At 62.2% G+C, this 23,362-nt stretch carries 21 protein-coding genes; 5 read left to right on the top strand and 16 right to left on the bottom strand.

The window, feature by feature from the left end:
• Positions 1–272: 272 nt before the first annotated feature.
• A complete protein-coding gene (locus tag ABH939_RS00825) occupies positions 273–1,493 on the top strand; it encodes an acetyl-CoA C-acetyltransferase (protein ID WP_404649194.1) in 1,221 nt (406 codons plus the stop codon).
• Between the two features lie 5 nt (positions 1,494–1,498).
• Here the strand turns inward: ABH939_RS00825 and ABH939_RS00820 are convergent, their stop codons facing one another.
• The 5 genes from ABH939_RS00820 to ABH939_RS00800 form a co-directional block, all read right to left on the bottom strand.
• Entirely contained in the window at positions 1,499–2,695 is a 1,197-nt protein-coding gene (locus ABH939_RS00820) for a CaiB/BaiF CoA transferase family protein (protein WP_404649467.1), read from the bottom strand.
• A 72-nt stretch (positions 2,696–2,767) separates the two neighbouring features.
• Positions 2,768–3,508 carry a 3-oxoacyl-ACP reductase FabG gene (fabG, locus tag ABH939_RS00815; protein WP_003940214.1) on the bottom strand — a complete coding sequence of 247 codons (741 nt, stop codon included), beginning with the start codon at positions 3,506–3,508 and terminating at the stop codon, positions 2,768–2,770.
• 42 nt (positions 3,509–3,550) lie between these two features.
• A complete protein-coding gene (locus ABH939_RS00810; RefSeq protein ID WP_007729538.1) occupies positions 3,551–4,717 on the bottom strand; it encodes an acyl-CoA dehydrogenase family protein in 1,167 nt (388 codons plus the stop codon).
• Positions 4,718–4,837: 120 nt separating this feature from the next.
• Positions 4,838–6,358 carry an acyl-CoA synthetase gene (locus ABH939_RS00805; RefSeq protein ID WP_404649193.1) on the bottom strand — a complete coding sequence of 507 codons (1,521 nt, stop codon included), beginning with the start codon at positions 6,356–6,358 and terminating at the stop codon, positions 4,838–4,840.
• A 45-nt stretch (positions 6,359–6,403) separates the two neighbouring features.
• Positions 6,404–7,201, bottom strand: coding sequence for an enoyl-CoA hydratase (locus ABH939_RS00800; RefSeq protein WP_003939812.1), 798 nt, complete (start codon positions 7,199–7,201; stop codon positions 6,404–6,406).
• A 109-nt stretch (positions 7,202–7,310) separates the two neighbouring features.
• Between ABH939_RS00800 and ABH939_RS00795 the strand changes: the two genes are divergently transcribed.
• On the top strand, positions 7,311–8,741 hold the full coding sequence (locus ABH939_RS00795; protein WP_003940108.1) for a coniferyl aldehyde dehydrogenase: 1,431 nt from the start codon (positions 7,311–7,313) through the stop codon (positions 8,739–8,741).
• 36 nt (positions 8,742–8,777) lie between these two features.
• On the opposite strand, the gene ABH939_RS00790 is transcribed toward ABH939_RS00795, so the two are convergent.
• The 9 genes from ABH939_RS00790 to ABH939_RS00750 form a co-directional block, all read right to left on the bottom strand.
• Positions 8,778–10,700, bottom strand: a complete 1,923-nt coding sequence (locus ABH939_RS00790) for an SEC-C metal-binding domain-containing protein (RefSeq protein ID WP_404649192.1) — start codon at positions 10,698–10,700, stop codon at positions 8,778–8,780.
• A gap of 35 nt (positions 10,701–10,735) precedes the next feature.
• Entirely contained in the window at positions 10,736–12,628 is a 1,893-nt protein-coding gene (locus ABH939_RS00785) for an SEC-C metal-binding domain-containing protein (RefSeq protein WP_404649191.1), read from the bottom strand.
• 18 nt (positions 12,629–12,646) lie between these two features.
• Positions 12,647–13,324, bottom strand: coding sequence for a GAP family protein (locus tag ABH939_RS00780; protein WP_047272160.1), 678 nt, complete (start codon positions 13,322–13,324; stop codon positions 12,647–12,649).
• 49 nt (positions 13,325–13,373) lie between these two features.
• Complete coding sequence (locus ABH939_RS00775) at positions 13,374–14,927, bottom strand: acetolactate synthase large subunit (protein ID WP_404649190.1); 1,554 nt, start codon at positions 14,925–14,927, stop codon at positions 13,374–13,376.
• Between the two features lie 150 nt (positions 14,928–15,077).
• Positions 15,078–16,652 (bottom strand): polyamine aminopropyltransferase, encoded by a 1,575-nt coding sequence (locus tag ABH939_RS00770; protein WP_064074246.1) that lies wholly within the window; start codon positions 16,650–16,652, stop codon positions 15,078–15,080.
• Entirely contained in the window at positions 16,652–17,155 is a 504-nt protein-coding gene (locus ABH939_RS00765) for a DUF350 domain-containing protein (protein WP_042448576.1), read from the bottom strand. Before ABH939_RS00765 ends, ABH939_RS00770 begins: the two co-directional genes overlap by 1 nt.
• On the bottom strand, positions 17,152–17,568 hold the full coding sequence (locus ABH939_RS00760; RefSeq protein WP_037128670.1) for a DUF4247 domain-containing protein: 417 nt from the start codon (positions 17,566–17,568) through the stop codon (positions 17,152–17,154). The genes ABH939_RS00765 and ABH939_RS00760 overlap by 4 nt, the downstream gene beginning before the upstream one ends.
• Positions 17,556–18,056, bottom strand: coding sequence for a DUF2617 family protein (locus ABH939_RS00755; RefSeq protein ID WP_404649188.1), 501 nt, complete (start codon positions 18,054–18,056; stop codon positions 17,556–17,558). Before ABH939_RS00755 ends, ABH939_RS00760 begins: the two co-directional genes overlap by 13 nt.
• Complete coding sequence (locus ABH939_RS00750) at positions 18,053–18,685, bottom strand: DUF4178 domain-containing protein (RefSeq protein ID WP_050654601.1); 633 nt, start codon at positions 18,683–18,685, stop codon at positions 18,053–18,055. The genes ABH939_RS00755 and ABH939_RS00750 overlap by 4 nt, the downstream gene beginning before the upstream one ends.
• 171 nt (positions 18,686–18,856) lie before the next feature.
• Between ABH939_RS00750 and ABH939_RS00745 the strand changes: the two genes are divergently transcribed.
• Both ABH939_RS00745 and ABH939_RS00740 read left to right on the top strand, forming a co-directional pair.
• The gene (locus ABH939_RS00745; protein WP_050654600.1) at positions 18,857–20,170 is read left to right on the top strand and encodes a YhgE/Pip domain-containing protein; all 1,314 of its coding nucleotides are present in this window, start codon (positions 18,857–18,859) and stop codon (positions 20,168–20,170) included.
• A gap of 99 nt (positions 20,171–20,269) precedes the next feature.
• The gene (locus ABH939_RS00740) at positions 20,270–21,646 is read left to right on the top strand and encodes an NAD-dependent succinate-semialdehyde dehydrogenase (protein ID WP_030537211.1); all 1,377 of its coding nucleotides are present in this window, start codon (positions 20,270–20,272) and stop codon (positions 21,644–21,646) included.
• A 102-nt stretch (positions 21,647–21,748) separates the two neighbouring features.
• Here the strand turns inward: ABH939_RS00740 and ABH939_RS00735 are convergent, their stop codons facing one another.
• Complete coding sequence (locus ABH939_RS00735; RefSeq protein WP_192712193.1) at positions 21,749–22,027, bottom strand: hypothetical protein; 279 nt, start codon at positions 22,025–22,027, stop codon at positions 21,749–21,751.
• Between the two features lie 49 nt (positions 22,028–22,076).
• Between ABH939_RS00735 and ABH939_RS00730 the strand changes: the two genes are divergently transcribed.
• Positions 22,077–22,520: a hypothetical protein gene (locus ABH939_RS00730; RefSeq protein WP_064074241.1), complete on the top strand. Its 444-nt coding sequence runs from the start codon at positions 22,077–22,079 to the stop codon at positions 22,518–22,520.
• A 4-nt stretch (positions 22,521–22,524) separates the two neighbouring features.
• Here the strand turns inward: ABH939_RS00730 and ABH939_RS00725 are convergent, their stop codons facing one another.
• Positions 22,525–23,358 carry an alpha/beta fold hydrolase gene (locus ABH939_RS00725; RefSeq protein WP_058037625.1) on the bottom strand — a complete coding sequence of 278 codons (834 nt, stop codon included), beginning with the start codon at positions 23,356–23,358 and terminating at the stop codon, positions 22,525–22,527.
• Positions 23,359–23,362 lie beyond the last annotated feature (4 nt).

Raw genomic sequence — 23,362 nt, 5'->3', positions numbered from 1 at the left:
CGACGAAATTGATTCGACTCCAGGAACTTTCATCCCGCCGCGACGTATGTGCGGCAGAGACGCTGTATCCATTCAATCCCCGAACGGTATATGTGTCAAAGTCGATTTCGCATACGAACCGTATGGCGGAAACTATGTCCGAACAGGTCGTTCCTGCTGTTGACAACCGCGCCACGCGTGCTGGATATTCGAGTGGCCAGGTCGCGACGGGCCCTTCGATCGGCCCGTTCACGCGACGCATTCCCCACCTCTTCTCGAGACAGGCGCATTCCATGCACGACGCAGTCATCTGTGAACCCGTTCGCACCCCGGTGGGCGGATTCGGCGGAGTCTTCAAGGACGTTCCCGTCACCACACTCGCCGGCACTGTTGTGCGTGGCCTCGTCGAACGAACCGGCATTGCGTCCACCGATGTCGACGACGTCATCTTCGGTCAGGGGTACGCCAACGGAGAGGCCGCGGCCATCGGACGAATCGCGGCACTCGACGCCGGTCTCGACGTGTCCGTTCCCGGAATACAACTCGATCGCCGTTGCGGTTCGGGATTGCAGGCGATCATCTACGCCGCGATGCAGGTACAGACCGGGATGAGTGATCTGGTCATCGCCGGCGGCGCCGAGAGCATGAGCGGAACCGAGTTCTACTCCACCGACATGCGTTGGGGCACAAAGCGCCCTTCCGTCGAGTTCCACGACCGATTGGCCAAACCGCGCACGAACTCCGGCGGAGTCAACTTTCCGGTGGAAGGCGGCATGATCGAGACCGCCGAGAACTTGCGCCGGGAGTACTCGATCACCCGCGACGAGCAGGACCGATACGCGGTGCGATCGCACGAACGGGCCGTTCACGCCCAAGACAGTGGGTACTTCGACGACGAGACCATTCCCGTTTCGGTGCCCGGACGCCGTGGTGAGCAGACAGTCGTCACCCAAGACGAGCATCCGCGCCGAGGGATACAACTGTCCGATCTTGCTGCACTGCGCCCCATTCGAGGTCGCGTCGACCCTGAAGCAACAGTCACCGCCGGAAACGCCTGCGGCCAGAACGACGCCGGAGCCGCGGCCATCGTCACCACTGCGGCCAACGCCGAACGGCTGGGCCTGCGGCCGTTCGCGAAACTGGTCAGCTGGGGTGTGGCCGGTGTGGAGCCGAACCGGATGGGCATCGGACCGGTGCCTGCCGTGGCGAAGGCTCTCTCCCGTGTCGATCTGTCGCTGGACGACATCGACCTCATCGAAGTCAACGAGGCCTTCGCCGCCCAGGTTCTCGCGTGCGCCAAAGCCTGGGGATTGAGCGCGCAGGACATCGAAGAACGCTTCAACGTCAACGGTTCCGGAATCTCGCTCGGACATCCTGTCGGCGCTACCGGTGGGCGGATCCTCGCCAATCTGCTGCGCGAACTCGACCGGCGCCAGACACGGTACGGGATCGAGACCATGTGTATCGGTGGCGGACAAGGGATTGCCGCGGTGTTCGAGAACCTGCGACGCTAGAAGCGTTAACCGATCGATCCGTCGCGGCGAAGTTCCGCGATCCGGTCTCCCGTAAGTCCCAACTCGGCCAGCAGAGAATCCGTCTGCTGGCCGAGTGCCGGAACGTCACCCATGCGCATTTCGACATCCGAATACGTCATCGGAGGCAGCACGGCATCGATCGCACCGTTCTCGGTGCCCACGGACCGCCACCTGGCACGCTTCTCCAGCTGCGGATGTTCCAGCAGACCGGCCATGTCGTTGAGTGCCGCGGCCGGAACACCAGCGGCGGCCAGACGCTGATCCAGATCTGTCGTCGAGAACAGACGCGTCAGAGAGCCTACCAATTCGTCCACCTCGCCACGGTTTTCGACGCGCACGATGTTGGTGCGGTAACGCGGATGATCGACCAGATCCTCTCGCTCGAACACGTCCACCATCAGCGCTCGCCATCCACGATCGTTCTGGACGCCGATCAGGATTTCGCCGTCGGCCGTGGGATACGAATCGTAGGGAACGATCGCGGCATGGCCGAGACCGACACGTGGAATCTGCTTGTCCGCATACATTTTCATGTACATCGGATGGCCCAGCCACTCGACGGTGGAATCGAACATCGAGACCTCGACGAGCGCTCCCTTGCCCGTTCGCTCTCTACGGAACAGGGCGCTCAGAATCGAAGTCAGCGCGTACATTCCTGCCGCGATGTCGGAGACCGGGATGCCGGTCTTGGTGGCCGTCTCCGGTGTGCCTGTCACGGAGATCATTCCGGTCTCGGCTTGGACCAACATGTCGTAGGCCTTACGCTCGCGCCGCGGGCCGGCACTGCCGTAGCCGGACATGTCGATCACGATGAGCCGTGGGTATTTATCGCGCAGTTCCTCCGCGCCGAACCCCAGTCTCGCGGCTGCGTCGGGAGCCAGGTTCTGCAGGAACACATCGGCTCGCGCGACCAGATCGAGAAGGATCTGCCGGCCGGGGTCCGACTTCACGTCGACGGCGATCGATTCCTTGGAACGGTTGAGCCACACGAAGTGTGATGCCTGACCGTGAACCGCCTGGTCGTAGTGACGCGCGAAGTCACCCTCGCCGACGCGTTCTATCTTGATCACCCGCGCACCCATGTCCGCGAGATGCCTGGTGGCGAGCGGTGCCGCCACCGCCTGTTCGAGTGCAACTACGGTGATTCCGTCGAGCGGAAGATCCGAGTTCGGCTGTCCCATGTCAGTAGTCACCCCAGAAGTTTTACACCCAGAATTCTCACACTCTGAATTCTTGCACTCGAACAGGACGGATCAGATGTGGCGGCCGCCGGTGATCTCGAGAACCGTGCCGGTCATGTAGCTCGAGAGGTCGCTCGCGAGGAACAGCACAACCGAAGCAACTTCCGAAGGCTCGGCTGCGCGCCCCATCGGAATCTCGGCAAGCTTCTCGTTCCAGATCCGTTCGGGCATCGCCTCGGTCATCGCCGTGCGGACCAGTCCGGGCTGAACGGCGTTGACGCGAACGTTCTTGAACGCGACCTCTTTTGCCGCGGCCTTCGTCAGACCGACGATCCCGGCCTTCGCGGCCGAGTAGTTGGTCTGCCCGAGCATGCCCACCTTGCCGGAGATCGACGAGATGTTCACGATCGCGCCCGTCTCACGCTCGCGCATGCGGGCGGCGGCAGCGCGTGTTCCGTTCCAGGCGCCCTTGAGGTGAACTGCGATCACGTCGTCGAAGTCCTGCTCGGTCATCTTCCGCATCGTGGCGTCGCGCGTCATGCCGGCGTTGTTGACCATGACATCGACTGGACCGAAAGCGCTTTCGGCCAGATCGAGCATGGCCTCGACCTGTCCGGAGTCACGCACGTCGCAGGAAGCGAAACGGGCGACCGACTCTCCACCGAGTTCGGCGACCGCAGCCGTTCCCACGGTTTCGTTGATGTCGCCGAGAACGACGGTCGCGCCTTCCTTGATGAAGGTGCGCGCAATTTCGAGCCCGATGCCCTGGGCTCCGCCGGTCACTACCGCAACCTTGCCGTCCAACAATCCCATGTCCACTCCGTTCGTGAGGTTAAAGCTCGTCTGGAAAATGTGTCAGCGTTGGTTTTGCTTTTTCGCTTGCGCCACGAGCCCACCACCGAGAATCAGACGCTGGATCTCGCTGGTTCCCTCGTACAGGCGCAACAGGCGAACTTCACGGTAGATGCGTTCGACCGGAACACCGCGCATGTACCCGTTGCCCCCGTGGATCTGCACGGCGAGATCTGCGACCTTGCCCACCATCTCGGTGCAGAAAAGCTTTGCCGCCGAAGGCCCGAGACGGCGATCCTCACCGCTGACGTACCGCGCGGCCACCTCGCGCACCATCGCGCGCCCTGCCATCACACCGGCTTGCTGGTCTGCCAGCATCGCTTGAACCAGCTGGAAGTCGCCGATCGCGGTGCCGCCCTGTTCCGTGACCACGGAGAACGCGACAGATTCGTCGAGCGCTCGCTGTGCTGCTCCCACCGAGAGCGCCGCGATATGGACTCGTCCGCGCGCGAGAGACGTCATCGCTGCGCGGTATCCGGTGTCCTGGTCGCCACCGACGAGGGCCGACTCGGGAACTCGGACGTTGTCGAAGGTGACCTCGGAGGTCCAAGCACCTTCTTGACCCATCTTCTTGTCCTTGGGACCGACCGTGACACCTGGCGTGTCAGCCGGAACCAGGAACACTGCAATTCCCGGACCATCGGAATCCGCCGGGCGAGTGCGCGCGAACACCACGAACAGCTGCGCCAGTGGAGCATTGGTGATGAACCGCTTGTTGCCGTCGATCACCCAGTCGGATCCGTCCAGCACTGCCTTGGTCCGAAGGCCGGCCGGGTTGGAGCCCGCGCCCGGTTCGGTGAGAGCAAAGGAAGCCACGACATCACCGGAGGCGATGCGCTCGAGCCACTGAGCCTTCTGCTCGTCGGTACCGAAGCCGACCAGCACCTGTCCGGCAATTCCGTTGTTGGTACCGAACATCGAACGCAGCGCCAGAGACGTGTAGCCGAATTCCATTGCCAGTTCGACGTCTTGGGTGAGGTCGAGTCCGAGCCCACCCCATTCCTGAGGGATCGCGTAACCGAAGAGCCCGATAGCTGCGGCCTTCTTGCGTATGTCCTCAGGAATGGCGTCGGTGTCGGCTATCTCCTGCTCACGCGGAACTACTTCCTTACGGATGAACTCCCGCGCAGTCGCCAAGATATCTGCGAAGTCATCTGCGTCGACCTGCATTCCCACCACTCACCTTGCTGTTTCCGAAGTCCATGCCGTCCCCCGAAGTCAATACCGTGAGGCAATCGGAGTCAAAGACCTGAAAACGAACCGAAGGTAAGGCAGAACCTATAGCAAGCTTCAGACGGTGCGCAGTTCCCGCTTCAGTAGCTTGCCGCTCTGGTTGCGCGGAAGCTCGGCCACGAAACGGACATGCTTGGGCACCTTGAACGGAGCGATTCGCTCCTTGACGTGGGCAATCAACGCCTCGGGCGTCAACGCGCCGTTGCCGTCCTTGAGCACGACGATCGCGGTGACGGCCTCGATCCACTTCTCGTCGGGCGTACCGATCACGGCAACTTCTGCCACGGCGGGGTGCGTGTAGACCGCATCTTCGACCTCGCGTGACGCCACCAGGATGCCGCCGGTGTTGATGACGTCCTTGATCCGGTCGACGACCGTGATGAACCCTTCTTCGTCCCGCACGACCAGATCGCCCGAATGGAACCAGCCGTCACGGAAGGCCTCGGCGGTGGCTTCCGGATTCTCCCAGTAGCCGTTGCACAGCTGCGGTGAGCGGTAGAGAACCTCGCCGGACTCACCGTCGGCAACATCGTTTCCGTCGGCGTCGACGACGCGGGTTTCGACGAAGAACACCGCGCGACCACAGGAAGACGGGCGATCAGCATGCTCGCTGGGCTGGAGAACTGTTGCCAGTGGGCCGATTTCGGACTGGCCGAAGCAGTTGTAGAAACCGATGTCCGGGTAGCGCTCGCGCAGACGATTGAGCACGGTGACCGGCATGATCGAGGCGCCGTACTGCGCCTTCTTCAGCGACGACAGATCGCGGGTCTCGAGGTCCGGATGGTTGGCCAGCGGTACCCACACGGTCGGCGCCAGGAACAGCGATCCGATCTTTTCGGCTTCGACACGGCGCAGGATTTCCGGGATGTCCGGCGCCTGCATCAGACTGACCGTCGCGCCGACGGACAGGTACGGCAGCATGAAGACGTGCATGCCCGCGGAGTGGTACATCGGCATGCAGATCAGCGGGTTGTCGTTCTTGTCGAGGCCGAGCGCGATCACCGAGGACACGTACTCGTGAACCAGTGCACCGTGAGACATCATGGCGCCCTTGGGCTTCGAGGTGGTGCCCGAGGTGTACAGGAGTTGCGCCAGATCGGTCGACGTCGCACGCGGTTCGAAGACCGGCACCTCGCCTGCCTCACCGATCGTGACGACGGACAGTTCCGCGTCCCGCAGTGCGATCACGTGATCGAGATCGAGGTCGGAGCGTACCGAGTCGAGCGTCGGCGCCAATGCCGGATCCACCAACACCGAGCGGGCGCCTGACTGCGCCACGAGGTACCGGAGTTCCTCCCCCTTCAGTGCGTAATTGACCGGAACATGCACCAAACCTGCTCGTGCACAGGCAAGAAATCCGATTGCATAGGCGTCGGAGTTGGTTCCGTATGCCGCGACGCGGTCGCCGTGTTCGAGCCCCAGACCGAGCAAGTAGGCGGCGACCCGCGTCACCGCGTCGTCGAGTTCGCGGTAGGTGCGAGTGCGATCTTCGAATGCGACGGCTACACGGTCGGGGTACTTGGCTGCCGAGCGCCGAAGCACTCCGTCGACAGTGTTGGTGCGTGGATCCAGGCTCATGCGCCTCAGGTTATAGGACGTCCAACTAAACCGGAAGAGCGATCGTTACTTATTGCGCCATTCGGGCTTTCGCTTGTCCACAAAGGCCTGCATACCTTCCTGAGCGTCGCAGGTCACGGCGTTGGTTGCCATAGTTTCCGCCATCGCCTCGTACGCCTGCGCTTGCGGCAGATCGATCTGGCGATAGAACGCCTGCTTACCGATCTTCACCGTCAAGGGGCTGGCCGTCGTGATCTTGGCGGCCAGTTCGCGCACCTCTCGGTCCAGGTCTTCGGGCGCGACGACGAAGTTCACCAGACCCCAGTCCGCAGCGGTGTCGGCGTCGATCGTCTGCCCGGTGAGCAACATCTGCATCGAGCGCTTGCGCCCTACTGCCCTGCTCAGCGCCACCATGGGCGTCGAGCAGAACAGTCCGATCTTGACGCCCGGCGTGCCGAAGACAGCATTCGACGCAGCAACAACCAGATCACACGACGCGGCCAGTTGGCAGCCCGCCGCGATAGCCGGGCCCTGTACTGCGGCAATCACCGGCTGCGGAATCCGCTGTACGGTCTCCATCATCTCGGTACAGCCGTCGAAGATCGCCCGCTCGTCCTCGAGGGTTCTCCCGATCATCTCCGTCAGATCGTGTCCGGCGGAGAACACCGGGCCTTCGGCGCGCACGATCACGACCCGCACGCGCTCGTCTACAGACAATTCGACAAGGGCAGCCGTCACCTCACGCATGGTCTCCGCCGAGAGCGGATTGCGCCGCGCCGGCCGATCGAGCGTCAGGAAACCGAGTCCCACCGATTCCTCGACGGAAATCTTCACTGCAGTGTCTTCTACCTGTGTCTGCGACATGTGTTCTCTCTACCAATCGAATCCGTCCCGGTCAACGAGACGAAAAGGGCATCCACTCGCACCGCGTCGATACGGTCCGGTCAATACTTCGCCACTACGAGGAGTGCCCATGAGCACCGATGCCGCCGTCACCACTGATCTCGAAGAGATTCTGCGCGCTCAGCAGGAAGCAACTCGAGCCGCTGGTCTTCCGTCCGCGCAGACACGACGCGAGCGCATTCAACGCGTCGTCGATCTCCTGGTGGCAAACCACAAGGATCTGACCGAGGCGATCAACGAAGACTTCGGCGGCCGAATCCCGGCCTACTCGGTGATGAATGACGTTCTCGGGTCGATGGTTTCACTCAAGCACGTTCGTGATTCGCTCGAAGAGTGGATGATTCGCTCACCGAGAGCTACCGGAGCGATGCAGGACCAGTTGGGTGCCACGGCGTACGTGTCGTACCAGCCGAAGGGTTCGATCGGCATCATCGGAACCTGGAATGCTCCCCTGTTCACTCTCCTGAGCCCGCTTGCCTGCGCCCTCGGAGCAGGAAATCGCGCCGTTCTCAAACCGTCGGAGATCGTGCCCAATACTGCGGCCGTCCTGGCCGAGGCGGCGCGTCGAACTCTCGACCCCGTGGAGGTCGCGGTGGTGACCGGCGGCCCGGAAGTCGCTGATCGGCTGACGTCGCTGCCTTTCGACCACCTCGTCTTCACCGGCAGCACGACCGTCGGAAAGCTGGTCATGGCCAATGCTGCGAAGAACCTGGTGCCGGTCACCCTCGAACTCGGCGGCAAGTCACCGAGCGTCTTGAGCCGCAGTGCCGATATCAGCTCTGCTGCTTCGCGTTTGGCTATCGCGAAGTCCACCAACGCCGGTCAACTCTGTGTCTCTCCCGATCTGATCTACGTTCCGCGCGAGAACACGGAAGCATTCATCGACGCGTTCACCGACCAGTTCACGGGACTGTTTCCCACGATCGCCGACAACAAAGACATGGTCTCGATAGTCAGCGATCGTCACCTCGCACGCATCGAGGGGTACATCGCGGACGCCGAAGAACGTGGGGCACGAATCATCACCGTTCCCGACGAAGAACTCTCCGCAGACACTCGTCGTCGCCCACTGCGAATCGTGGTCGACCCTCCGACCGACGCGCAGATCATGAAGGAGGAGATCTTCGGGCCGGCCGTCGTCGTCTTGCCGTACGACCAACTCGACAACGTCGTCGCCGACATCAATTCACGACCGAAACCGTTGGCGCTGTACTACTTCGGAACCGATCTGGACGAGAAGGAATCCGTACTCGAACGGACCGTCTCGGGCGGCGTCACCATCAACGACGCGATGTCTCACCCCGGGCTGAGCGACGCACCCTTCGGCGGCGTCGGAGCTTCGGGCATCGGGCACTACCACGGCCGTGAGGGTTTCCTGGAGTTCAGTCACGCGCGAACGGTATTCGAAGCAGCGCAGCATGACCCACGCGGTGAATGGGGAATGCTCCCGCCGTACGGTGAGGGTTTCGAGCAGATGATGTTGGCTCAGGTAACGCCCTAGGGCCTCCGGCCCCGTGCGCCTTTTTGGTAGTTCGCGCTACCGGAAAGGCGCACCGGCAAGGCCGCGACTGAGGAACTCCACCAGCTGACCCGGTTCGGTATCCACCGACTCGATCAGTTGGATCAACTCCTTCTTGTCTTCTACCGCAAGCGGTTCGATGCCACCGAACGTGCGCATCGTGGACCCGGCGGGGAGAACACGAGCACACACGAGTGTGCCTGGCTCGAGGTTCAGCGAGCCCCACTCGTCCGTGACCTTCACCAGATGCCCGTTGCGGACGTCGCTGAGGGTCACCAACTGTCCCGGCTCCGTCGAGGCGACCTTGTACACCGACCGCGGAATCGACAACCACTGATCGGCCAGTTCGCGTTCGTCGGCAGGCAGCAGTTCTCCGCGGCGCTCGACAAAAGCCGCGAAGATGCCGGCGTCGAACAAAGCAGCGTCGACGGCCAAACCACCTTCGACGGCCAGCGTCAGTGCTTCTTCGCTGTTGAACTGCTCGGCACGGATGAGCGCAAGATCGAACACGGCGTCGAAGTACTCCGGCGTGCGCGAGAACAACTGAGCCTTGACGTAGAGCCAGCTGGCCCGGTCGTCGAACGTCACCTCGGACTTACCGAGATGGCAAACCTTGAACTTTCGCCCGGAACCGCACCAGCACTTGTCATTTCGTCCGAGTTCGGGGTGCTCGGCCGGGGCGTAGCGCTGAAGAACCTCGTGCAGAACCTCGGACTCGCCACCCTCGATTCGGCCCAGCAAAGCCAGCGCGCGCGTCACATCGCTTCGATCGGCGGCCAGTAGCGCCAGATCGAAGATCGCGGGAGTCCAGTCGGGATCGAGATCGTGCGCTGATTCGTACGACGCCTCAGCGGCCAGGATCTTGCCGAGACGATCCGAAGCCTTGCCCGCCAGCCAGTGCGCTGCCGGCTTGACACGACGCGACCCTTTCTCGGCGAGAGCAGTTGCAACAGAATGCAATACGGAATCATGATCGTCGAGTTCGGACAACAGCTCCAACGCTACCGCAGCCGCGGGCGGCTCGGCGAGGCCTGCGAAGGCCTGCGGATCCTCCTTGATCTGCTTGCGCGCCCAGTCCGAGACATCCTCGACGCCTTCAGCTTTCGCGGCCATGACCACATCGACGAAGGCGATCACCGACGCGGCTTCTTCGGGGTGCAGATTCTCGCGGACCTCGAGCATGCGGGCCCGGTTCGCCAGGTGGTATGCCTCGAAATCGAATCCATCGACCGCAACGTAGTCACCGTCGCGGACGTAACCTGACGCCTCGAGCATCTCGCCCAGCGGGGCGGTCGGCTGACGGAACAGCGACGGCTCGTCGAGCATCAACTGCCAGACAATGGCATCGAGGGTGTCAGCACCGATGTCGGCAAGGACCGTCGCCAGGTGCTCGCCGAATCCGGGTGCGGGATCCAGTACCTCGGGGATGGTGCAGAGCGTCAGCTCACGGTCAGCGACGAACAATCCGATCAAGTCACCTGCCGAGCACTCGGCAAGGGTGTCGGTGTCGAGTAGAAAGCCTTCGTCGTGTGGGAACTCCGGATCTTCGATCCCACGATCAGCCAACAGGTCGTCGTCTATCCCGCGGTGCACGACGCTGATGCCGTGAATCTCGTCGTCGTCACGATCGAGGAACACCCGCAGCATCATCAGATCGGGGTTCGCGTCGAGAACGCCGGACTTTATTTCGGCTTCGGTGAGCCGATGGGTCAGCACTCGATGCTCGAACAACGTGTCGAGTGCGGCGTACCGCTCCTCACTCAAGTAGCCGAGCAGTGGGTCCTCGACGTACTCTACGAATTCGGCCATGTCGTCGGCTGTACCGTGGCCGGCATCGGCCAACAGGGTGCCCCAGTCCGCCGCTGTCTGCGGGCCGTGCTCACGCAACAACTCCATCGCGGCTTCGGCGATCAAGTCATTGGCATCCATCGGTTCGTTCACCTATCCAACTTTAACGGGGTCGACTCGATACATCGTCACCGGTCATCGGTCGAGTGATCGGCGCCTCCACGCAACTCGCGCACCAGTTCTTCGGCCTCGAGATCTTCGGAAGCGAGAACCTCGAGTACCCTCGCAGCCTGCGATTCCGTTGCCATGACCACAACACCCACCGCAAACGCGCCAGTGGGGGCCGTCAGGACCCGAGCACTGATCACATCACTTGGCTTGCCTTCGACCGAGTGAGCAACCGTGACGGTCTCCTTGGACCCACGATCGAGCAGCACGACGCCGGTGTCGGACGTTTCGATCACCTCGTACACCGACCTCCGGATTCCGAGCCACTGTGCGGCTGTCACAACTTCCGCCTCCGGAAGTAGTTCGCTGCGTCTGGCCAAGAATTCGGCAAAGATTCCACCCTCGAACAGAGCGACGTCCAGTGCCGAGCCGTCGAAGATCGTGGCCGCGATCAGTTCGTCCTCGGAGAGATTTTCGTTTTCGAGATCGTCGAGCCCGGTCACGATGTCGACGAATTCGGAGGCGAACGCAAACAGGCATGCCTTCTTGTACAGCCACCGACCGTCCGCCTTGACGGATTCATCGGCCTTTCCGAGGTGGCAGACCTTGTACTTGCGGCCGGAACCGCACCAACACTTGTCGTTTCGACCGAGTTCCGGGTGATCGGATGGCACGAAGTCCTGCAGTACGGCGTAGAGATTCTCTTCGGTTCCGCCGTCGATCCGCCCGAGCAGTGACAGCGCCCGGGTCGCATCGCCGCGGTCCGACGCGAACTGAGCCAGCTCGAACAAAGCCGGACCCCAACCGGATTCGGCAAGGACCGCTTTCTCGTAGTGCGCCTCCGCTTCGAGGACGCGCCCCAGCCGATCGACGGCCTTACCGGCGAGCCAATGAGCCGCCGCCCTGACCGACCGTGGCCCTCGCTCGGCCAGTTCGGAGGCAAGCGCTTCGAGGATTGCGTCGGTCACCGGGTCCTGATTCCGAAATCCGAGATCGAACACGGCCACTGCAGCACCCGGATCTGCCAGTGAGACAAAAGAGTCCGGAGCAGCGCTCACATGACGGTGGGCCCAGTCCGCGATATCGAAGTCGGCGATGACCGCGTCGGTGTATCCGCGGTCCGCCAGATCGACAAACGCAACGGCAGAGACTGCCTCGTCGTGGGTCAGGTCGTAGGTACTGGCCACCAAGGCTGTCCGAATCTGCAGGTCGTAGGCGTCGAAGTCGAATCCCCGCCGAGCCAGTAGCTCACGCTCGTGCTCGTAACCTGCCACCTCGAAGATCTCACCCAGCGGCGCAACAGGAACCGTGAAGAGTGACGGATCCTCGATCAGGAGTTGCCAGCACACAGAATCCAGGGCCTCGACTCCGTCCTCCTCGAAGAGTTCGCCGAGCGCCGGAGCAAGATCGGGTTCGTCCTCGATCTCGACCAGACGAAACGCAAGTGTTCCGTCTTCGACAGCCAAGCCGACGAGATCACCGTCGGCGCACTCGCCGAGGGTTCCGGCCGGAAGTACCACAACTCGTCGACTCCGGAAGGGAGCAGCTCCGCGTTCGGAGGCTGCTTCTTCCGCCAGGGCCACCCGGATCGCCCCGTCGTCGTCGCCGAATGCCAAGATCGGTTCCAGGTCGGGGCTCGCGTCAAGGATGTCCGACGCAATTTCGACTTCGCTGAGCCGGTGAGTGAACACGAGCCCTTCGAGGACCGTGTCGAGAGCGACGTACTTTCCGTTGGGCAGGTACCCGAGCATCGGTTCGGACAGGTACTCGAGTACATCGGCCAACTCGGTCGCAGTTCCGTACTCCTCGAGATGGGTCGCCCACTCTTCGAGACTCAGCGGGCCTTGCTCGCGCAGAACAGCCAAAGCAGCGGAGGCAATGGAACCGGCAGCGTCGTCGTCGAAATCAGTCACCCGCCAATGGTAGGCGACCTATTGCAGTCCACTGAGCCCCTCGCCCAGCACGGTCGCACCGAGGATCGTCAGGATGACCGTCATCATCACCGCGTTGTTGGCGGTCATCCATGCCTTCGCGGACGCGAGGATCTCGTCGGCACGCTTGCCGGAGAACACCTTCACCAGGATCGGCAACGCGATGCCGACGCTCGCGATGACCGTGAAGATCACCGCGGCAACAATCTGTTGGGCAACGACATTCGTGGCGACCGCGATAGTGGCCGCACCGGATACCGCCAGCGCTGCATTCTTGGGATTGACCGCCGCGGACAAGAACGCCAACCCGAACGCCTTCCGCGGAGTCAACCCGTCGACGCTCTTCATCCACTTCGGAACTGTCGGCTCACTCCCGTTTCGCGGACGCGCGCGCCACTGCTTGTATGCCAAGCCGAACAGGACAAGACCCAACACGATTCGTACGACGCTCGACCACACGGAAGTCTGCGACGACTCCGACTCCGCAAACGAATAGTCCGCGATCACGATGGTCACCGCGACGACTGCCGAGATTCCGAGGACCCACCCGAGTAGAAAAGATGCCGCCCCTCGATGTGCTCCAGCGGTGATCATGACGAGCACGATCACCGCCATGGGCATCGAGACGAAAAGCAGGCCGAGGGCAATCGGAAGAGACAGACCGATCGCAGCTAGCACCGAAAACCTCCAGTTGAATGCACGATCGACGATCGATTCGAGGTCGAAATCACGACGTCGGAGGCAGCATGACCTCGATGAGATGCGGGCCGGGTTCCGCCAGCGCTGCGGCAAACTGTTCGGCCAACTCCTCCGCTGTGTTCGCCCGCGACGCGGGCACTCCCAACCCCTCGGAGATCTTGACGTAGTCCATGTTCGGAGATGACAGATCCAGCATCGACTGTGCGACGACGCCGCCACCTTCTGCGCCGACTCGTTGCAGTTCGCCACGCAGGATGGCGTATGCGCGATTGTTGAGCAGAATCGTCGTGACGTTCAACATCTCTCGCGCCTGCGTCCACAACGCCGTGATGGTGTACATCGCGCTTCCGTCGGCTTCGAGATTGATCACCGGTCGCTCCGGCGCTGCCACAGCGGCGCCCGTCGCCACCGGGATGCCCTGGCCGATGGCACCTCCGGTGAGCGTGAGCACGTCGTGGCGCGGCGCTCCGGCAAGGGCAATCGGGATCGCCCAACCGGAAGTCGCCGCCTCGTCGGAGATGATGGCGTCGCCTGGCAGCAGGGCGCCGATCACGTCGGCCCAATTTCGAACGTCCAGAGGCCCGCTCGGCAGCGCCGGCCGATTCGCTTCCTGCAAAACAGGTTCGACTCCCGGTGCCACGAGTTCGGCCACTGCTTCCAGTGCACCGGCAACATCGTCGCCGACGCTTGCCAGCGTTGTCACCGCAGCACCCTCCGGTGCCAGATCGCTCGGTTTTCCGGGATACGCAAAGAACGAGACCGGCGAAACCGCTCCGGCCAGAACCAGCTGAGTTGTTCCGCGAAGTTGTTCGGTGGCGTGCTCGGCGAAGTATCCCAAGCGCTCGAATGACGGTAGCCCCGCACCTCGTTGAAGCCTGGCTGGAAAAGTCTCGATCAGAATCTGTGCACCGGTCGCGACCGCAATTCGGGAAGCGGCGCGCAGCCCAGCTTCGGAACAGGCTGCGCCGCCCAGCAGTAGCGTGGCGCGCCCCTCGGCATTGAGCGCGCCTACCACCGAGTCGATCTGTGTTGCAGAAACTTCCGCCCGCGGCGGTATGTCCCGAGGACCCGCAAGAACTCCACCTTCGCCCCACGAGACGTCGGCAGGGAGGACAAGTGTGGCAATGCGTCCGGGCGGATTCATCGAGGCGGCAACGGCGTCGGCCGCGTCGCTACCGACGGTCGCGGTGGATTCGGAACGTCGACTCCACCCCTCCAACCATTCGGTCAGCGCATCGATGTTCGATTCGAGAGGAGCGTCGAAACCGTGGTGGTAGTTCGCGTGGTCCCCTACGATGTTCACGATCGGTGTGTGGGCGCGGCGCGCGTTGTGAAGGTTCGCCAGTCCGTTCGCCATACCGGGGCCCAGATGGAGCAGCGTCGCGGCAGGCTTTCCGGCGATCCGTGCGTAGCCGTCCGCGGCACCGGTCACGGCGCCCTCGAACAAGCCGAGTACCGCCCGCATCTGCGGAACGGAATCGAGTGCGGCGACAAAATGCATCTCGGACGTTCCTGGATTGCCGAAGCACACCTCGACGCCCGAGTCGACCAGGCTTTGGATGAGCGACTGTGCACCGTTCATTTCGATCACCTCTTCTTCATGAAAAGCTGCGAATGCTTCCTGCGCTTCATCGTGAGCAACCGAACTCCCGGTGCGTGCTCCTCGATCCGAACAGTCATCCGTACCTCCGTCGTGGCCGAGAGTCTCGATTCAAGCTACTCGGTCGGGAGTTCAGCGTTCGTAGCCCTTGCGCATATCGTCGACGATGCGTGGCCGGTCGAGCGTCGAGGGTTCCAACTCCCGCCTCGGGCGATCGCGAGGAAACACCGAGGCCGACGCCAGCGTCGGCTCGTCGAGGAACCGTAGTTCCGGCACATCAGCGGGCAGACGAAGCTCGGGCGGCGTGGAACCTCTTTGCGCGAGCACATATCCCCAGTCACCGAAGCTCGGCACGAAAACGTGATAGGGCGAGACGCTCAGTCCGACAGCCGATACCGTCGACACCGTTCTCCAGTACGCATCCGGTGTCGAGTACGGGCTGCCGGACTGGACGACCATCAGCCCGCCCGGATTCATCGCGGCAGCGGCAAGTCCGTAGAACTCCATCGAATACAAGCGGCCGAGTGCGGGGGTGTCGGGATCTGGGAGGTCGACGATCACCGCATCGAAACCCGGTTCCGGACGCTCTCGCAGCCACCGAAACGCGTCGTCGAGTACGACGTCCACCCGTGGATCCTCGAGCGCTCCCTCGTTCAGATCACGAAGACGCGTGTTGGCCAACTCGATGACTGCCGGATCGAGTTCCACTTGAACGATCTGCTCGACGCTGTTCATTCGCAGCACTTCCCGTGCAGCGAGGCCGTCACCGCCGCCCAGAATCAGCACGCGCCGGGGGTCGTTCACCAGGGCCGGATACACCAGCGACTCCGTGTACCGATGCTCGTCGACACTGGAGAACTGCAGGTCTCCGTCGAGGAACAGGCGCACGTCGTTCCCCCGCTCGGTGACGACGATTTCCTGGTACACCGATCGCTCGGCGGCCACCACGGGATCGGTGTAGAGCCGCTGCCTCGACGTGGTCTCGATGTCCGACGCTGCGATCAGCAACCATCCGATCAAACTTGCTGCCAACAGCATTGCGACGACGGCGATCGATCGTGCGCGCAGGCTGAGCTGCCACCGAAGGAGTATCAGCGCGACCACTGCCGCAGCCACGAGATTGATCATGCCGGTGAGTGCGGCACCGCGAATCATTCCCGCCCACGGCAACAGTACGAACGGCCACAGCAGACCACCGATCAATGCGCCGAGGTAGTCGGCGGCATTGAGGTTGGCCAGTACCTTTCCGGTGCTCTGTGCGTCGTTGTCGCTGCGACCGGACTGCAAGAGCGTCATCAGCAGAGGCACTTCGGCACCGACGAGGATGCCGATCAGCGCGGTCGCCGCCACCAGAACTGCTGCGCTGGAACCGAAGAACGTGAAGGTCACGTACAGCGTGACGGCACTGAATCCGCCGATCAGCCCGAGCAGTATCTCGACCGTCACGAACGAAACGGCAGCGTGTCCCAGCAGAGGTTTGGCGGCCAGCGCTCCGATACCCAGAGCCGCAACAAATCCCGCGACGATCAACGACGTCTGGGTGATGCCGCCGCCGGTCAGACTCACGCTGAGTGTCAACAGGGCCAGCTCGTAGATCAGGCCACACGCAGCGCACGCCGCAACAGCCGCAAGGAGAAGGACGCGTGCGCGCGGGCCGAGCATCGTCGAACGCTCGTCAACTGTCACATCGGGATCAGCGGCAACCATCAGGTGAGCGCTGCGGCGTTCACCAAACCGATGGACAGCAAGCTCACACCCACAGCCCACGCGGCGCCACACATCTTCGGATCCTGCACCAGCGCAACCAACTTGCCGGGAAGGAATGCGTTCATCAATCGCAGCGCGATCGCTTGCAACACGATCGCGAACAGTCCGTACACCGCGGAGTCGGCGAGTCCCTGAGCAAAGCCGTCCGAACTGGTCAGGATTGCCGTCACCACGATGATCGCCAGCGCAAGATGATTGGAGGCCAACAGAATCGCAGCGTTCGGGTTCTTGTCGACGTAAACCTGGTGGCGGAGATTTCCGGGTGTCATGAGGTCGAGGACCAGGAATCCCGTCGCCAGAACCGCTGCACCGACGACGAAGTAGGCGAGGGTGCCGAGAACGCCCCCGACGAGCAATGCCGGATCCACCGTCCCGATCTCGACGGAAGTGGATGCAAAGATGTTCGTCACGCCGTTCTCCTTCTCATTGAGCATTACCGTCATTTGGCACTACCCGAGCCGCCGCTGCCACTGCTTCCACCCGCCGGGGATCCCGGGTTGAAGCCCGGTCCCAGGTACGCGTATCCGCCGCTGCGATACGTGCCGTCGATGTCCTCTACCTTGATGGTGCTGCCACCGCCCGAAGCCGAACTGACAGTGACGATGTCGTCGTCGTAGCGCAGGTATTCGTTGCCGCCGTCAGCACTTCGCGCCGCTGGTTCGTCCGCGTCGACAATCCGTGAGACGGTCGTGCCCACTGGATCTTTCGACGAGTACAACACGACGTCGCCATCCTGGGACGTCTTGGAATAGTTGTCCGCGATGAAGTCTTTGGCTCCACCACCGCACGCCGACAAGACAATTGCGGCCGCCAGCATCACCGGAGCCAACCACGTCCGCCCCCTCACGGCTGCCACCTGCTGCGTGTCTTCACGATCACTCCTGTCCCCTCCCCCGGGTACAAATGCCAACTCTGCCAACTCCACCCCTGGCGGTCTCGCACGCCATACAAAGCGGTCAAAGCCGTGTCGTCACCGGGAAAGGATCCGCAGATCCAACCGTCCTGGCCGGCGGACTCTTTCAACGACGCAGCTTCCGAGTCGAATTCGACCCGGTCCATCACCAGTGAGGAAGACTCGAACCGGTAGTTTTGCGTGGACTCCACTGCGGGCAGTAGTTCACCGCCGACTGCAAGAGCATCGCACGAAACCTGTTCGGTCAGTTTCTTTCCCGACGCCCAGGCCGTCACCACGTGCGAAGCCCCCAGCACTCCGAGTGTCAGCGTCGCGTCGGAAGTTCCGATCACCAACTCGGCGAGGGTCGGTGGCGCGGGAGCTCCCAGTACCAACCCCAGTGCCGAGGCATCCACGTCGGTCGGCTCCACGTCGAGTAGATACAGGCTCATTCCGGGGGGCCCGAGTGGATGACAGTGAGTTCGCTGCGAGTGACCGCACGTCCCGTGGAAACCTCCCACGACTGTCCGCGCGCCCACTTCTCGAATGCAATCAGGCCGGTCTTGTCGGCGGTCGCATAGTCCGCGTATTCCATCGAGCCGGAAGGGGCCGTACCCGTCGTACCCTCGGCCGTGAACTTCGCCGTTCCACTTTCGATCTTGCGGTGAACCTTGTCGTCGAGAATGACGTCGCCGTTCGGGACCAGGTTGGTTCCTTCTCGACGCATCCAGAGAGTCATCTCCAATTCGCCCTCGTCGTCCTCGACCGTCAACCAACGACGACCGGTCGAACCGTCGAGAAGGTGCTCACGCCAGATGTACCCCTCTTCGTCGAGCGTGATGGTCCCTCGAACAACATGGTCGATACCCGCGTACGTGATGATGTCGCCGACCCCGATCTTGTGGGGGTCGTACACCTCGGGATAGTCGGCGAGCGGGTCGACGCGAGCATTCGGCTTGCCCTGGCGTCCACGCAGGACCACAAACACGACGGCAGCGATCACTACGAGTATCAGGACAACTATCAGCACGTTGGTCAACGGTTTCTCCGAAATCGTCTCGGCAGGGTTGCCGCGGGCCATACCCTACCGATCCGTTCTCAGCCTTTTCGGATGAGACTGCCGGCAATCCGGCCTGTCGCCGACCGGACAGGTCTCCAGCGCCGCGGGCAGATCGAAAGACTGCCCCGGCGCACCTTTGCGTTTACGCTCAGCCCGAGGAACTCCGCGCGAACGAAAGCCGGTCGACTGACGATGAGCAAGAACACGGAGCCGTCTGCCCGCACCGTCATGCACACACCACGATTCTGGTTGACACCATTGATAGTGGTCACCCTCTTGATGTCTGCGCTGGCAGCGTTGTACATGGGCGGAATACTCGACCCCAAGAAACACCTGGACCAGTTCCCGATCGCCCTGGTCAACCAGGACGAGGGCGACACCCTCCCCGGTGGCGACCCCGCCGACCGCAAGAACTTCGGAAACGACATCGTCGCCGGCCTCGAAAGCGGAATCGACCACCAGAAGATCGACCTGCAGCAGATCGGTATCGCCGAAGCCCAATCGCGGTTGAACTCCGGCACGCTGTACGGCGCGATCGTGATTCCCAGTGATTTCACGAAGAGGACGATCATCCTGGCGGAGGCCAGCGTCGTCGCCGGTGACGTAGAGCAACCGATCATCACGATCTACACCAATCCTCGCGCCGGTTCCGTCTCGGCATCGCTGGTCCAGTCGATCGGAACCACAGCCCTCGCCTCGGTCAACAAGAACATGGGCGAGCAACTCACCGCCCTTGTCACCGCGCAGTTGGAAGCGGGAGGCACCGGAGCCCAGATCTCCGGAGCGAGCCGCCTGCTGCTCGAAAACCCGGTGAACGTACTCACGGTTGCCCACGATCCACTTCCCGACGGAACCGGATTCGGTTTGGTGGCATTCTATTTCGCGCTGCTGTTGGTCCTTGCGGGATTCACCGGAGCAACCGTGGTCAATTCCTTGGTGGACGGCATGCTCGGATACGCGCCTACCGAATTCGGTCCACTCTTCGTTCAGAACGACGTTGTGGGTATCAACAGGTTTCGAACGCTGCTCGTCAAATGGGCATTCATGATCGTGTTGTCCGGCATAGTCTCCGCGTTGTTCCAGTGGATCAGTCGCGCCCTCGGAATGCCGGTCACTCACGGGCTTGCATTGTGGGAGTACGGCGCGCTGGTCATCACAGCGGTGGGCATCACGGCGATGTCGGTGATGGCCGCGTTCGGCTCGTTGGGCATGTTGATCAACCTGTTCGTGTTCGTCATTCTCGCGCTGCCCTCGTCCGGTGGCACCATCCCCCTCGAAGCCAGCCCCAGGTTGTATGCCTGGCTGGCGCAATTCGAGCCGATGCACCAGATCTACATGGGCACGCGATCGATCCTGTTCTTCGGCGCACGCGGTGAGGCAGGCCTGCTGCATGCCGTCTGGATGACGTTGGTGGGGCTACTGATCGGCGTCGTACTCGGCATCGTGACCACCCGTTTCTACGACCGCAAGGGCTACGAGCGCACCCATCGTCCCAAGGTGGCGTGACATGGTACCCAGCCGGGATTTGATCGAAACCTGTTGAGCCGATTCAATGTGATTGCGCGTTTCGGGAATCTTCGAGCCCCTTCCGCACGTTGTACAACTATGGCTAATTACAAAACAGTCAATCCCGCGACAGGTGAAACCGTCAGGGAATTCGATACTTTGGATGACGCCGGAGTTGAAGCCGCACTTGCGAACACGCATCGCGGCTACTTGACCTGGCGCAACAGTGCGCCACAGCAGCGTGCGGCAGTCCTGAGCAAGACCGCCGAACTGTACACAGAGCGCGCAGACGAACTGGCCCGAATGATCTCCTTGGAGATGGGTAAGCCGGTCCGCGAGGCCAAGGGCGAAGTACAACTCTCGGCCGCGATCTATCAGTGGTATGCAGACCACGGTCCGGCACTGCTCGAGGAAGAACGACTCGACGTTCCCGGGGCCGAGGAGTCGGTTGTGTACCGGCGACCGATCGGCGCTCTCATCGGCGTCATGCCGTGGAACTTCCCGTACTACCAAGTCGCCCGCTTCGCGGCACCGAATCTGATGCTCGGTAACACGATCATTCTCAAGCACGCATCGAACTGTCCGCAGTCGGCGCTGCTGATGGAAGAGATTCTGCGACAAGCCGGATTGCCGGACGACGCCTACGTCAACGTCTTCGCGACCAACGAGCAGATCGCGGACATGATCGCCGATCCCCGAGTTCAAGGTGTGTCACTGACCGGCAGCGAACGCGCCGGAACCAGCGTCGCCGAAACTGCCGGACGCAATCTCAAGAAGGTCGTCCTCGAACTCGGCGGATCAGACGTGTTCATCGTCCTCGATTCCGACGACATGGATGCCACCGTCAAGTCCGCAACCAAGGCACGTCTGTCCAATGCCGGCCAGGCCTGCAACGCGGCCAAGCGTTTCATCGTCACCGAAGATTTCTACGACGACTTCACCGACAAGTTGGCGACGTCCTTCGAATCCGTCACTGCCGGTGACCCGTTGGACGAATCCACAGTCTTGGGTCCGCTCTCTTCGCAGAGCGCGGCAGACACTCTGATCGAGCAGATCGACGACGCTGTGTCCAAGGGTGCCACGCTGCTGACCGGTGGAAAGAAGATCGACGGCCCGGGCGCCTACGTTCAACCGACATTGCTCGCAGACGTGACACCGGACATGCGGGCCTACAGCGAAGAACTGTTCGGACCTGCCGGAGTCGTCTACAAGGTCAAGTCGGCCAGCGAGGCTGTGGAACTTGCCAATTCGTCGGTCTACGGCCTGAGCGGATCCGTCTGGAGTAGCGATCTCGATTCCGCCCGGTCGGTCGCTGCAGATCTCGACGTGGGAATGGCGTTCGTCAACGAGCACGGAACGACGTTGCCCGGTCTGCCCTTCGGCGGAGTCAAGCGCTCCGGAGTCGGCCGCGAGCTGGGTCCGTGGGGAATGGACGAGTTCGTCAACAAGAAGCTGCTCCGCGTCTCGAAGAAGTAGTTCGACACAGAAGTAGCTCGGCGCAAAGGAAGGCCCTGACCTCGATGGAGGTCGGGGCCTTTCCTCATAACCCACGGACCAGCAAGCGGGTCCGTGGCCTGGTCACTCGCTTGCCGGCGTGGCACCCCCATGAGTGAGGCTCCACCCGAACCTCGTCGCGATGACAGCTGACACCCAGCCCAACAGTGCACCCACCAGTGGAGCAGCGACGGCGGTGTAGATCGCCTCGTTGGAAACACCAACCGACACGGCGGAGTCACCGACGAAGGCGAAATCGGTTCGGGAGGCGAAGGACGCCCACTCGATCAGGCCGGAGACAACAATAATCAGGAACCCCAGCAGGAAGCCGAAGCCGGCCAGCAGAACGTGAAGTGCGCGCATCCGGTCAGTCTGTCTGTAACACCCACCCAGATAAAACCGACCTGCTGGTATGACACTTTCACGTATCGCTCGCACTTCCGTGATCGCCGCCGCCCTCTGCGCGGGCGCAGCCATCTGTTCCGCGACGTCAGCTTCCGCGGACGTAGTCGACGTCACGATCCTTCCGGGTCTCAGCAGCGGACCGACGACGCCGTACGGAGCGGGCTGCACGTATCTGGTGGTTGCCAGGACAGCAGCGTTGAACGAGCCGAACGTCTCGATTGTCGACATGAACCGGGCGTCGACCATGTTCCCGCAGGAACTGATCTGGGACACCGTCAATCCCTACTTCACCTTGCCGGTCGTACTCGGCCACGCCGTCACGCTGTGGACTCCGACTGCACCGGGCGAACACTCTCTGATGGCCTACCAGACGTCCGCGGGCGGGCCGGTCACAACGGTCGATGTCAATCCGGCGACACCGATCGGTCCGGGGTGCGTCGTCGCACCCTGATCCGCTAGCCCTCCAAGAAGTCGACGAGCACCCGGTTGATTTCATCGGCGGGAACCATCGGAATGCTGTGATGCGAAGAAGCTTTCAGCACCTCGACACGCGCTGCGGGAACCCTCTCCCGCACTGACTTCGACACGGTTTCCGCATCATGCACCCGTCCGTCTTGTGCGAGGACCACCAGCAACTCGACATCCAGTGCGCTCAAGGCCTCCTTCGAAGGACGTCGAGGCACTACGAGATCGGGTCGCGGTAGATCCGAAGTGCCCACTTCCACAAGAGACAGCCAGTCGGAGTCGATACTCAACTCACCTGTCTCCCAATCCAACAGTCGCCGTCGGCGCGCTCGCGACGGGGAGAGCAACAGCGGAAGCGCACGCAGAAGGTAGCCCGCCTTCATGCCGGAGAAACTCGAATTAGGATCGAGCAGAACAAGTTTCCCGACACGATTCGGTCGATGCAGCGCAAAGGCCAACGCAATCATTGCGCCATAGGAATGTCCGATCACATCAACGGTGCCGGCCCCGGTGCAATCGACTATCGAGTCCATCCACTCGATCAGATCGTCGACGGACTTCATCGGATCACCATTCGGAACGCTCCGCCCGGCATCGCCCATGGTGTCGACAGCAAAGACACGCCGGGATTTCGACAGCGCCCCAACATTGTCGAACCACACCGTCGAAGTGGCACCTCCCCCGGACAGAAGGATCAACGGCCGCGAGTCTGCATGCCCACAGACGTTCACATGCGTGTTACCGAACCGCCCCGCGAGATCCACACCCAGCGGTTTCTGCGGCCATTTGGTCAGTACAGCGTCGTATGCGCGATTGAAGTCCATCCCC

It is taken from the genome of Rhodococcus sp. 27YEA6 (genome assembly GCF_044908235.1).
GTDB lineage: Bacteria > Actinomycetota > Actinomycetes > Mycobacteriales > Mycobacteriaceae > Rhodococcus_F > Rhodococcus_F qingshengii.
The sequence above is the reverse complement of the archived record's forward strand: the minus strand, read 5'-3'. Positions and strand labels throughout refer to the sequence as shown.